At 72.4% G+C, this 11541-nt stretch carries 11 protein-coding genes; 6 read left to right on the top strand and 5 right to left on the bottom strand.

Going from position 1 to position 11541, the window contains the following annotated elements; translation table 11 throughout:
* The 3 genes from AC30N0_RS19505 to AC30N0_RS19495 all read left to right on the top strand — a co-directional run.
* On the top strand, positions 1-2638 hold a 2638-nt coding region (locus AC30N0_RS19505; protein WP_489519541.1), incomplete at its 5' end, for an efflux RND transporter permease subunit.
* Entirely contained in the window at positions 2635-3273 is a 639-nt protein-coding gene (locus tag AC30N0_RS19500; protein WP_489519540.1) for a TlpA family protein disulfide reductase, read from the top strand. The genes AC30N0_RS19505 and AC30N0_RS19500, both read left to right, overlap by 4 nt.
* A gap of 3 nt (positions 3274-3276) precedes the next feature.
* Positions 3277-3654 (top strand): hypothetical protein, encoded by a 378-nt coding sequence (locus AC30N0_RS19495; protein ID WP_489519539.1) that lies wholly within the window; start codon positions 3277-3279, stop codon positions 3652-3654.
* Between the two features lie 27 nt (positions 3655-3681).
* On the opposite strand, the gene AC30N0_RS19490 is transcribed toward AC30N0_RS19495, so the two are convergent.
* From AC30N0_RS19490 to AC30N0_RS19480, 3 genes are read right to left on the bottom strand one after another with little or no spacing between them, the layout of a single operon-like run.
* A complete protein-coding gene (locus AC30N0_RS19490; protein ID WP_489519543.1) occupies positions 3682-4737 on the bottom strand; it encodes a DMT family transporter in 1056 nt (351 codons plus the stop codon).
* Entirely contained in the window at positions 4728-5474 is a 747-nt protein-coding gene (locus AC30N0_RS19485; RefSeq protein WP_489519538.1) for a glucose 1-dehydrogenase, read from the bottom strand. The genes AC30N0_RS19490 and AC30N0_RS19485 overlap by 10 nt, the downstream gene beginning before the upstream one ends.
* 14 nt (positions 5475-5488) lie before the next feature.
* The gene (locus tag AC30N0_RS19480) at positions 5489-6970 is read right to left on the bottom strand and encodes an aldehyde dehydrogenase family protein (protein WP_489519537.1); all 1482 of its coding nucleotides are present in this window, start codon (positions 6968-6970) and stop codon (positions 5489-5491) included.
* A 76-nt stretch (positions 6971-7046) separates the two neighbouring features.
* Here AC30N0_RS19480 and AC30N0_RS19475 point away from each other — a divergent pair, with 76 nt between their 5' ends.
* The 3 genes from AC30N0_RS19475 to AC30N0_RS19465 are packed head-to-tail and all read left to right on the top strand — an operon-like array spanning position 7047 to position 10035.
* Positions 7047-8009: an ABC transporter permease gene (locus AC30N0_RS19475; protein ID WP_489519542.1), complete on the top strand. Its 963-nt coding sequence runs from the start codon at positions 7047-7049 to the stop codon at positions 8007-8009.
* The gene (locus tag AC30N0_RS19470; protein WP_489519536.1) at positions 8006-8923 is read left to right on the top strand and encodes an ABC transporter permease; all 918 of its coding nucleotides are present in this window, start codon (positions 8006-8008) and stop codon (positions 8921-8923) included. Before AC30N0_RS19475 ends, AC30N0_RS19470 begins: the two co-directional genes overlap by 4 nt.
* Complete coding sequence (locus AC30N0_RS19465; protein ID WP_489519535.1) at positions 8920-10035, top strand: NADH:flavin oxidoreductase/NADH oxidase; 1116 nt, start codon at positions 8920-8922, stop codon at positions 10033-10035. Before AC30N0_RS19470 ends, AC30N0_RS19465 begins: the two co-directional genes overlap by 4 nt.
* Here the strand turns inward: AC30N0_RS19465 and AC30N0_RS19460 are convergent.
* Both AC30N0_RS19460 and AC30N0_RS19455 read right to left on the bottom strand, forming a co-directional pair.
* Entirely contained in the window at positions 10007-10780 is a 774-nt protein-coding gene (locus tag AC30N0_RS19460) for a response regulator transcription factor (RefSeq protein ID WP_489519534.1), read from the bottom strand. The genes AC30N0_RS19465 and AC30N0_RS19460 overlap by 29 nt on opposite strands.
* Positions 10781-10877: 97 nt before the next feature.
* Positions 10878-11541, bottom strand: a 664-nt coding sequence (locus tag AC30N0_RS19455) for a hypothetical protein (RefSeq protein WP_489519533.1), incomplete at its 5' end; no start/stop codon positions are given.

Raw genomic sequence — 11541 nt, 5'->3', positions numbered from 1 at the left:
CGCCGAGGTCGCCACGATCGGCGGCATGGTCCGCCAGTACCAGGTCGTCCTCGATCCCGACAAGCTCGCCGCCTACCGCATCCCGCACACCCGCGTCGTGGCGGCAATCCGCGCGGCAAACCAGGAAGCCGGCGGCTCGGTGCTCGAGCTGGGCGAGGCCGAGTACATGGTGCGCGCCTCTGGCTATCTGCAGAGCCTCGACGACTTCCGCACCGTGCCGCTGCTGACGACCGAGGCCGGGGTCTCGGTCACGCTCGGCGACGTCGCCCGGATCCAAGTCGGACCCGAGATGCGGCGCGGCATCGGCGAGCTCGACGGCGAAGGCGAGGCGGTCGGCGGCGTCGTCGTCATGCGCTCCGGCAAAAACGCGCTCAAGACCATCGCCGCCGTCAAGGCGAAGATCGAGACCCTGCGCCCCGGCCTGCCGCAGGGCGTCGAGATCGTGCCGGTATACGACCGCTCCGGGCTGATCGAGCGCGCAGTGAGCAACCTCGGCGGCAAGCTGCTCGAGGAGTTCCTCGTCGTCGCCGTCGTCTGCTTCGCCTTCCTGTTCCACCTGCGCTCGGCGTTCGTCGCCATCGTCTCGCTGCCGCTCGGCATCCTGGCCGCGTTCATCGTCATGCAGCAGCAGGGCGTCAACGCCAACATCATGTCGCTGGGCGGCATCGCCATCGCCATCGGCGCCATGGTCGACGCCGCCGTGGTGATGATCGAGAACGCGCACAAGCACCTCGAGCGCTGGGACCACGCGCACCCCGGCGAGACGCTGGCTGGCGAGAGGCGCTGGCAGGTCATCGGCGACGCCGCCGTCGAGGTCGGCCCGGCGCTGTTCTTCTCGCTGCTGATCATCACGCTGTCGTTCATCCCGGTGTTCACGCTGCAGGCCCAGGAGGGCCGCCTGTTCGCGCCGCTCGCCTTCACCAAGACCTACGCCATGGCCGCCTCGGCGGGGCTGGCGGTGACGCTGATCCCGGTCCTCATGGGGTACCTGATCCGCGGCCGCATCCCGCACGAGCAGGCCAACCCGATCAACCGGGTGCTGATGGCTCTGTACCGGCCCCTGCTCGACATCGTCCTGCGGGCGCCGAAGTCGACCCTGCTCGTCGCCGGGCTCGTCTTCGCGGCGAGCCTCTGGCCGCTCCGGCACATCGGCGCCGAGTTCATGCCGCCGCTCGACGAGGGCGACCTGCTCTACATGCCGTCGGCGTTGCCCGGCCTCTCGGCCGGCAAGGCGGCCGAGCTGCTGCAGCAGACCGACCGGCTGATCAGGACCGTTCCCGAGGTCGCCAGCGTCTACGGCAAGGCCGGACGGGCCGAGAGCGCCACCGACCCGGCACCGCTCGAGATGTTCGAGACCACGATCCAGTTCAAGCCGCGCGCCGAGTGGCGACCCGGCCTGACGCAGGACATGCTCATCGCCGAGCTCGACCGTGCGGTGACCGTGCCCGGCCTCTCGAACATCTGGGTGCCGCCGATCAGGAACCGCATCGACATGCTCGCCACCGGCATCAAGAGCGCGGTCGGCGTCAAGATCGCCGGCGCCGACCTCGCCACGATCGATCGCCTGACCGGCGAGGTGGAGCGCGCGGTACGCGACGTCCCCGGGGTCTCCAGCGCGCTGGCGGAGCGGCTGACCGGCGGCCGGTATGTCGACGTCGACATCCAGCGCGAGGCCGCGGCACGCTTCGGCCTGAGCGTCGCCGACGTGCAGTCGGTAATCACCTCGGCTGTCGGCGGCGCGAACATCGGCGAGACCGTCGAAGGCCTGCAGCGCTTTCCGATCAACGTGCGCTATCCGCGCGAACGCCGCGATTCGCTGGAAGCGCTGCGCAGCCTGCCCGTCGTCACCGAGCGCGGGGCGCGGCTGGTGCTCTCCGACGTGGCCACGATCCGCATCAGCGACGGCCCGCCGATGCTGCGCAGCGAGAACGCGCGTCTGTCGGGCTGGGTCTACGTCGACATCCGCGGCCGCGACCTGCGCTCGGCGGTCACGGCGATGCAGGGCGCGGTCGCGCAATCGGTCAAGATGCCGCCCGGGTACTCGATCTCCTGGTCCGGCCAGTTCGAGTTCCTCGAGCGGGCCACGGCCCGCCTGAAGATCGTTCTGCCCTTCACCCTGATGATCATCTTCGTGCTGCTGTACATGGCCTTCAAGCGCTTCGACGAGGCCCTGCTCGTCATGGCCTCGCTGCCGTTCGCGCTCGTCGGCGGCATCCTGCTGCTCTGGCTGCTGGGCCACAACCTCTCGGTCGCGAGCGTCGTCGGCTTCATCGCGCTGGCCGGCGTGGCCGCGGAGTTCGGCGTCATCATGCTGATCTACCTGAAGCACGCGTGGGACGAGCGCCTCGCCCAGGGCCGAACGAGCACGGCCGACCTGCTCGAGGCGATCCGCGAAGGCGCGGTGCAGCGGGTCCGGCCGAAGGCGATGACGGTGGCCGTGATCCTTGGCGGCCTGCTGCCGATCATGCTCGGCACCGGCACTGGCAGCGAGGTGATGCAGCGCATCGCGGCACCGATGGTCGGCGGCATGATCACCGCCCCCCTCCTCTCGATGCTGGTCATCCCGGCCGCGTTCCTCCTCCTGCGCCGGGGCCGGCCGGGCGCGACCGCAGCGGGTGCAGGGCGCGATCCGGCATGAGCGCGAACGGGCCGCCCGAGGACCTGCCGCCGCCGGCGCGGAGCCGGCGCCCGCAGCCCACGCGGGCGCTGCTGCTTCTCGCCGCCCTGGTCGCAGGAGCCGCCCTGCTCCAGTACGCCTTCCGCGGCGGCAGCGGCGGGGAAGATCGGCTTCGCTTCGTGGTGCAGGCGGAACGGCGCGCCCTGCCCCCGCTTCGCTTCAGCGACGGCGATGGCAACCCGGCCGATCTCGCCCGCGGCAGGGTCGTGCTCCTGAACATCTGGGCGACCTGGTGCGCACCCTGCCGCCAGGAAATGCCGGCGCTCGACCGCGTGCAAGCCCTGCTCGCAGCCGAAGGCCTGCACGTCGTCGCCCTCTCGATCGACAAGGGCGCCGCCGCCGTGCCGGCGGTGAAGGCCTTCTATGCCAGCCTCGGCATCCGCCACCTGGGCGTCTACAACGATCCCGAAGGCGAGGCCGGCTACGAGCTCGGCGTCCCGGGCGTGCCAGTGACCTTCCTGCTCGACCGCGACGGCCGGGAAATCGGCCGCCTGGTCGGCCCCGCCGAGTGGGATGGCGCCGAAGCGGTGGCACTGATCCGGCGCCATCTGGCAGTGCCTCGGCCGCCTTCGGCCGCCGCATCGAAGGGGGGTTGACTCGTGAAGGCCGCGTGGGTGTGCTTCCTCCTCGGCGCGGCAGCGTGCGCTGCCCGGGCCGAGCCCGTGCCCATCACCTGGGGCGCCACCGGGCGCTTCCAGCTCACGTCGTCGGTGCTGCCCGGCAAGTTCGTCGAGGTGTGCGGCAAGCTCGCCCGGGGCGAATCGGTGCGATGGGCGTACGCGAGCCCGACGCCTCTCGACTTCAACATCCATTACCACCGGGGTCCCCACGTGGTGTACCCGGAGAAACGCGACGCCACGGCGAGGGCGCGCGGGACGCTGGTCACGCCGCTGGCGCAGGACTTCTGCTGGATGTGGACCCATCGCGGCAGCGCCGCCGCGACGCTGACCGTGTCCTTGAAGCGCAGCCGCCGCTGATCGGTGCCGGGGAGCGTGGCGGCACGCTCAGTGCCGGTGCCCGTGGTGGGCGTCCGGCACGTGCGGATGACGGTGCTCGAGCGGGTCGTGCCGGTGCGGATGGCTGTGCGTTCCGCCGGCCGGCATCTCCGCATGCCCGTGCGCGTGATGGGCGTCGTCGTGGCGGTGCGCATGCTCGTGCGTCATCGCCTCGTGGACGTGACCGTGGTCATGCCGCTCGAAGAGGTGCAGCACCACGCCCGTCAGCATCAGCAGCGCGCCGGCGAGCGTCGGCCAGCCAGCCGACCGCTCGCCGAGGGCAAGCGCCAGCCCGGCCCCGAAGAAGGGGGCGAACGCAAACACCGAGCCGGTCCGCGCCGCCCCGAACGCGCGCTGGGCGAGCAGGTAGAAGCGCAGGCTCAGCCCGTAGCCGGTGGCGCCGACGAGCAGCAGGCCGAGCAGCGCACCGGGACGCGGCAGCGGCTCGCCGACCACCATCGCGATGGTGCCGGCAGCGGAGGCACCGAGGATCGCCTTCAGGAACACGACCTGGCCCGGGTCTCGCTCGGCGAGCCTGCGCGAGAGGGCGTTGTCCAGGCCCCATGCCGCAGCGGCGAGCGCGACGGCGAGGATGCCCAGCAGGGAGCTCCCGCCGAGCCGGCCCTGCTCGACCGCGAGGACCGCGCCGCCGGCGGCGAGCAGGGCCATGGCAAGCGCGACGCGACCGCCGATTTCTTCCCGATAGAGGAGGAGCGCGAACAGGGCGGTGAATACGGCCTCGGAGGTCAGGACGAGCGAAGCGCTCGTCCCGCTGGTCCGTTGCAGGCCCCACGCCAAGGCGACCGGACCCGCGACCGCGCCCAGCGCGGCGAGGGCGAGCAGACGGGGCAGGTCGGCACGCGTGACGCCGGCTTCGCGGTCCGCCGGCCGACGCAGCACGGCCCCGGCCAGAGTCGCACCCGCGTAGAGGAGGGCGGCGGTCGAGAACGGCCCGACGCCAACGCCGAAATGCTGGACCAGGGGCGTGCTGGCACCGAACAGCACCGCAGCGAGCAGCGCCAGCAGGGCACCGGCCAGGGCCGGGGACGGCGCGCTCAGATGCAGCGCCCGCCGTCGACCTCCATCGCCACGCCGGTGATCATCGAGGCCTCGTCGCTGCACAGGAAGCAGGCGGCGTTGCCGAGGTCCTCCGGGGTCGAGAAGCGGCCGATCGGTATGGTGGCCAGGAACTTCGCGCGCATCTCCGGCGTGTCCTCGCCCATGAAGGTCTTCAGCATCGGCGTCTCGCCTGCGACCGGGTTCAGCGCGCAGACGCGGATGCCGAACGGGGCCAGCTCGACGGCCATCGAGCGCGTCGCGGTGATGACCCAGCCCTTGCTGGCGTTGTACCAGGTCAGACGCGGCCGCGGGCTCACGCCTGCGGTGCTGGCGATGTTGAGGATGACGCCCTTCTTCTGCGCCTTGAAGCGCGGCACGACCTGCCGCGCCGCGAGATAGATCGCCTTCACGTTGACGGCGAGGATGCGGTCGAAGTCGTCCTCCGGGAGGGCCTCGAGCGCCTGCGGCAGGTGCCCCATGCCGGCGTTGTTGACCAGGATGTCGAGGCCCTGGAAGCGGTCGCTCGCCGCGTGGACCATGGCCTCGACGTCGCCGGCATTCGTGACGTCGGCGCGCACGCCGAGGGCGTTCGGTCCGAGCGCCTCGGCGACGCGGGCGGCGCCGGCGGCGTCGCGGTCGGCGACGATGACCTTCGCGCCTTCGGCGACGAACTTGCGGGCGATGCCCTCGCCGAAACCGGACGCCGCCCCGGTGACGATCGCCACCTTTCCCTCGAGTCGCATGATGTGCCCTTCCCTCAGCCGTGCTGGATGGCGACGGTCTTCAGCGTCGAGAAGCCGTACAGCGCCTCGAAGCCCTTCTCGCGGCCGTGCCCCGAGTGCTTGACGCCGCCGAACGGCAGCTCGATGCCGCCGCCGGCGCCGTAGTTGTTGACGAAGACCTGGCCGCACTTCAGGGCCCGCGCCATGCGCATCTGCCGGCCGCCGTCGCGTGTCCAGACGCCGGCGACCAGGCCGTACTTCGTGCCGTTGGCGATGGCGATCGCCTCCGCTTCGCCGTCGAAGGCGATCAGCACCTGCACCGGCCCGAAGACTTCCTCCTGCGCCAGCGCGTGCTCCGGCGGGACCGCATCGATCAGCGTTGGCCGCACGTAGTGGCCGCCGCCGGGTGCGTCGGCGACGATCTCGCCCTGCGCCGCGAAGGCCAGGCCGCCGTCGCGCGCCAGGGCCAGGTAGCGGTCGATCCCTTCCTTCTGCCGGCCCGAGATGACCGGGCCGAGGTCGAGGTCGCTCGCCGCCGGGCCGACGCGAAGGGCCCGGTAGCGCTCGGCCATGCGCGAGCGCACGGCCTCGAAGACCGGCCGCTCGACCAGGATGCGCGACGCCGCCGAGCAGGTCTGCCCGGCGTTCTGGATGCCGGCGTTGACGAGGAAGGGCAGGGCCGCGTCGAGGTCGGCGTCGGCGAAGACGATCTGCGGGCTCTTGCCGCCGAGCTCGAGCGTCACCGGCACGGCGTTGCGGGCCGCCGCGATCTGCACCAGCGCGCCGGTCGCCACCGAGCCGGTGAAGGAGACGTGGTTCACGTCCGGGTGCGCCGACAGGGCCGCCCCCGCTTCCTCGCCGAGACCGGGCACGACGTTGAGCGCGCCCGGCGGCAGGCCGGCCTCCTCGGCGATGCGGGCGAAGGCGAGCACCGTCAGGCACGCCTCCTCGGCCGGCTTCAGCACGCAGGCGTTGCCCATCGCCAGGGCCGCGCCGACGCTGCGGCCGACGATCTGCATCGGGTAGTTCCAGGGCACGATGTGGCCGGTGACGCCGTGCGGCTCGCGCAGTGTCAGGGCCGTGTAGCCGGCGGCGAAGGGCAGCGTCTCGCCGTGCACCTTGTCGGCGGCGCCGCCGTAGAACTCGCAGTAGCGGGCCAGCGCGACGGCGTCGGCGCGCGCCTGCTTGAGCGGCTTGCCGACGTCGTGCACCTCCAGACGGGCCAGCAGCTCGACGTTCTCCAGCACCTTGCGGCCGATGGCGGCGAGGATGCGGCCGCGCTCGAAGGCGGCGAGCCGGCCCCACGAGCCGGTGGCGCCCGATTCGAGCACCGCACGCGCCGCAGCCACCGCGGCGTCGATGTCGGCGGCGCCGCCGCGGGCGATCCGCGCCAGCGGCGAGCCGTCGGACGGATCCTCGAGCGGCAGCGTCGCGCCGGCCTCGGCGGCGCGCCACTCGCCGCCGATCAGGACGCGGTCGGTGGGGAACGGGATGAAGGAATCTCGCGCTGCGTTCATGGGCTGCCTCCGATGGCTGCCGAGGCGGCCAGGATCGATCTTGCGCCATCATAGAGAGGCACGCGGAGCAACCCACATCAGCTTCTTTCTCGCCAAGCGCTTCGCGAGCTTCGCCCTCACCCTGCTCGCCGCCTCGATCGTGATCTTCACGGTCCTCGACGTCCTTCCCGGCAACGTCGCCGAGGTCATGCTGGGCGAGAGCGCGACCCCGGAGTCGATCGCGGCGCTGAGCGCCAAGCTCGGCCTCGACCGGCCGCCCTCGGTCCGCTATTTCGACTGGATGAAGGGCCTCGTCACCGGCGAGCTCGGCCTCAGCATCGCCTACGACACGCCGATCACGCAGCTCGTCGCCGAGCGGCTCGTCGTGACCGTGCCGCTGGCGCTGATGGCCATGGCCCTGACGACCGTGCTCGCCTTCGCGCTCGGGCTCTTCGCCGCGTCGCGCCACCAGCGCATCGGCGACGTGAGCGTGATGGCGGCGAGCCAGATCGGCATCGCCATTCCGAACTTCTGGTTCGCCATCCTCCTCATCCTCGCCTTCGCGGTGAAGCTGCGCTGGTTCTCGGCCGGCGGCTTTCCCGGCTGGAGCACGGACGACGGCGGCGGCCCCTTCGCCGCCGTGCGCGCCCTGGTGCTCCCGGCCGTCGCGCTGGCCGTGGTGCAGGCCTCGATCCTGACCCGCATCGTCCGCTCGGCCGTGCTCGACGTGCTGCGCGAGGACTTCGTCCGCACCGCCCGCGCCAAGGGCGCATCGCCGCGCGGCGTGCTCTGGGGCCATGTCATGCGCAACGCCATGGTGCCGGTGCTGACAGTGATGGGCCTGCAGTTCGCTAACCTGCTCACCGGCACGGTCGTGATCGAGCAGGTCTTCTCGCTGCCGGGGCTCGGCCGGCTCGTCTTCCAGGCGATCGCCAACCGCGACCTCGTCGTCGTCCGCAACGTCGTGATGTTGCTCGCCGGCACCGTGGTCCTCATCAACTTCGTCGTCGACGTGCTCTACGTCGTCATCGATCCGCGTCTCAGGCTGCGCAGCGCATGAGACGGCGCGCGTCGGCGAGCTTCCTGATCGGCGGCACCCTGGTGGCGCTGCTGATCGGCGTCGCCCTGCTCTCGTACTTCTGGACGCCGTACCCGGCGGCCGAGATCGACATCCCCCGCAAGCTGCAGCCGCCGAGCGCCGCGCACTGGCTCGGAACCGACGGCTTCGGGCGCGACATCGTTTCGCTCCTCATCGTCGGCAGCCGGGTCTCGATCGCCGTCGGCCTGATCGCCGTCGGCATCGGCGTGGCCTTCGGCGTCATGCTCGGCCTGCTCGCCGCCGTGAAGCGCGGCTGGATCGAGGAGCTGGTGATGCGCTTCGCCGACTTCAGCTTCGCCTTCCCGGCGCTGCTCTCGGCGATCATGCTGACCGCCATCTACGGGCCGGGGCTGGTCACCTCGATCGTCGCCATCGGCATCTTCAACGTGCCGGTGTTCATCCGCATCACGCGCGCCAGCGCGCTCGTGGTCCGCTCGCGCGAGTTCGTCACCGCGGCGCGCGCCCTCGGCAAGGGCGAGCTGCAGATCACGCTCGAGCACGTGCTGCCGAACATCCTGCCGATCCTGATCGTGCAGGCGACGATCCAGTTCGCCCTCGCCATCCTGGCCGAGGCGGCACTCAGCTACCTCGGCCTCGGCACCCAGCCGCCGACGCCGTCGTGGGGGCGGATGCTCAACGAGGCGCAGACGCAGCTCTTCCAGGCGCCGCAGCTCGCGGTCTACCCCGGCGTGGCGATCGCCCTCACCGTGCTCGGCCTCAACCTGATGGGCGACGGCCTGCGCGACATGTTCGATCCGCGCCTGATCCGCAGCCGCGCCGGCAGGTCGCCCGTGCCGGCGCCGGACGGCGCAGCCCTGGCCAGCGCACGGCCGGCAGCGGCGAGCCCCGGCCATGCGGACAATCCGGTGCGATGAGCCATCTCTTCGAACCCTGGCGGATCGGCGACCTCCGCCTCGACAACCGCATCGTCATCGCCCCCATGTGCCAGTACTCGGCCAGCGACGGGCGGGCCACCGACTGGCACCTGATCCACCTCGGCCACCTCGCCCTGTCGGGCGCCGGGCTGCTGATCCTCGAGGCCACGGCGGTGTCGGCAGCCGGGCGCATCAGCCCGGGCGACCTCGGCCTCTACTCGGACAGCAACGAGTCGGCGCTGGCCCGCGTCCTGGCCGCCGTCCGCGGCCAGTCGGCGATGCCGCTGGCGATCCAGCTCGCCCACGCCGGCCGCAAGGCGTCGAGCCGGGCGCCGTGGGAAGGCGGTGCGCAGATCCGCCTCGGCGAGCCGGGCAGCTGGCGCGCGGTGGCGCCCTCGGCCGTGCCGCACTCGCCGCACGAGGACGCGCCGCACGCCCTCGACCGCGCCGGGCTCGACCGCGTCCGCGCCGAGTTCGGCGAAGCGGCGCGCCGCGCCGCCCGCCTCGGCCTCGACGGCATCGAGGTGCACGCCGCGCATGGCTACCTCCTGCACCAGTTCCTGTCGCCGCTCGGCAACCGGCGCGACGACGACTACGGCGGCAGCCTCGAGAACCGGCTCCGCTTCCCGCTCGAGGTGTTCGATGCGGTGCGGGCCGCGTTCCCCGCCGACAAGCCGGTCTGGGTGCGCGTCTCGGCGACCGACTGGGTCCCCGGCGCGTGGGACATCGACGGCGCGGTCGCCTTCGCCCGCGCCCTGAAGGCGCGCGGCTGTGCCGCCATCCACGTCTCGAGCGGCGGCGTCTCGCCGCAGCAGTCGATCCCGGTGGGGCCCGCCTACCAGGTGCCGTTCGCGCAGCGGATGAAGGCCGAGATCGGCCTGCCGACGATCGCGGTCGGCCTGATCACCGAGCCGGAGCAGGCCGAAGCCATCGTCGCCAGCGGCCAGGCCGACGCCGTGGCGCTGGCCCGGGCCATGCTCTACGACCCGCGCTGGCCGTGGCACGCCGCGGCGAAGCTCGGCGCGAGCGTGACGGCGCCGCACCAGTACTGGCGCTCGCAGCCGCGCGAGTTCAAGGACCTGTTCAAGGGCGCCAGCTTCGGCGCTCGCTGACCGGTCCGTTCGTTTGCTGCTCGGCCGACCGCAGCGGCGGCCGGGCAGCGCGGGCCGGGCTCGGCAGGGCCAGCGACAGCCGGTAGCCGCGCCCGTGCACTGTCGCCAGCTCGAGCTCCGTCGCACCGGCCGCCCGGAGGTGCCGGCGGAGGCGGTAGATGCGGGTGTCGACGCTGCGCCCGACCGCCGCCTTTGCCGACGACGGCCCGGCCAGTTCGTCGCGGCCGACGAGCTGGCCGGCGCGCGCCACGAGCACGAAGAGGGTGTCGAACTCGGCGGCGGCAAGGTCGAGGGGAACGCCGTCGACGTGGGCGCTGCCGCTGGCCGGATCGAGGCTCAGGCTGCCGACCCGAAGCTCCTGCGGCAGCAGCGGCCGGTGCGCGGCCACCGCCTGCACGAGCTGGCGCAGCTTCGAGCCGACCAGGCGCGGCGAGGCGGCGAGCTCGACGATGTCCGTCGCTCCGGCGGCCAGGCACTGCAGCTGGCGTTCCTCGCTGCCGGCCGGGTCGAGCACGACGATGGGCGCGGCGCAGCGGGCACGCAAGAGGCGCACGCCGTTGACGCTGCCCGAGCCGAGGCCGTGCGCGTCGAGGACCACGGCGTCGAAGCGCCACTGGCGCAAGGCGTCGATGGCCGCTCCCAGCCCCTCGGCGCCGACGATCCGGAAGCCGCATGGCTCGATGCCGCGCCGGATGCGGGCCGCCTCGGTGGTGCCGGCCGAGACGAAGAGACAGAGGTGGTTCATGCCGCGGGTGGTGCAAGCTCGCGGCATGCTCGGATAAGCCGGCGGCCGGCGCGAGGCCGGTCCGACGAGATGCAGTTTGGCGGCCTCGAGCCGCGGCTCAGGCGGGTGCGAGGCGGGGCCGCTGCAGCAGCCGCGACGCGAGCACCGCGCCGGCAAGGCCGAAGCCGCCGAACCAGACCCATGCGGCCGGGCCATCGAAGCGGAACAGGCCGCGGTGCAGGAGCGAGGCCACGACGGCGAGCAGCGTGAACGCGAGCATGCTGGCGAGGACGATGCGTCGCGCCTCCGGCCGCGCCTCGCGCGCCAGCAGGACGGCGCAGACGCCGTAGGCGAAGAATTGGCCGGCATAGATGCTTGCCAGCAGCGGCGACACCTTCCACGGCCAGGCCTTGACCATCGTCTCCGGCGCGACCAGGAGGGCAGCGGCGAGGAGCAGGCACAGGGATGCCACGAGGAGGAGGGTCAGGTCGGGCCGCGGCCGGGCGGCCGCGGCGGCCCCGCCCTTGACGTAGAGCCAGCCGCCCCAGACCGGGAAGACCGCGTACGCGAACATCCAGAAACCCACCTGCGGCTTCGCGAAGTCGAACTCACCGAGGTGCAGCATCGAGACGAGCAGCAAGGCGCCGGTCCACAGCGCCGCCAGGGCGATCGGGATCCGCACTTCGGCGACGCTGCCGGCGAAGAAGCTCCAGGCCATCGCGAGCAGGCCGGCGAGATAGATCGCAGCGATGAAGCGGGCGTGCAGCGGCGGCACGCTCCAC

The organism is Rhizobacter sp. (genome assembly GCF_031412495.1).
Classification (GTDB): domain Bacteria; phylum Pseudomonadota; class Gammaproteobacteria; order Burkholderiales; family Burkholderiaceae_C; genus Schlegelella_A.
The sequence above is the reverse complement of the archived record's forward strand: the minus strand, read 5'-3'. Positions and strand labels throughout refer to the sequence as shown.

Coding starts and splice junctions, on each gene's coding strand:
- AC30N0_RS19500 (WP_489519540.1), top strand. CDS start 2,635: ATGAGCGCGAACGGGCCGCCCGAGGACCTGCCGCCGCCGGCGCGGAGC.
- AC30N0_RS19485 (WP_489519538.1), bottom strand. CDS start 5,474: ATGCGACTCGAGGGAAAGGTGGCGATCGTCACCGGGGCGGCGTCCGGT.
- AC30N0_RS19480 (WP_489519537.1), bottom strand. CDS start 6,970: ATGAACGCAGCGCGAGATTCCTTCATCCCGTTCCCCACCGACCGCGTC.
- AC30N0_RS19470 (WP_489519536.1), top strand. CDS start 8,006: ATGAGACGGCGCGCGTCGGCGAGCTTCCTGATCGGCGGCACCCTGGTG.
- AC30N0_RS19465 (WP_489519535.1), top strand. CDS start 8,920: ATGAGCCATCTCTTCGAACCCTGGCGGATCGGCGACCTCCGCCTCGAC.
- AC30N0_RS19460 (WP_489519534.1), bottom strand. CDS start 10,780: ATGAACCACCTCTGTCTCTTCGTCTCGGCCGGCACCACCGAGGCGGCC.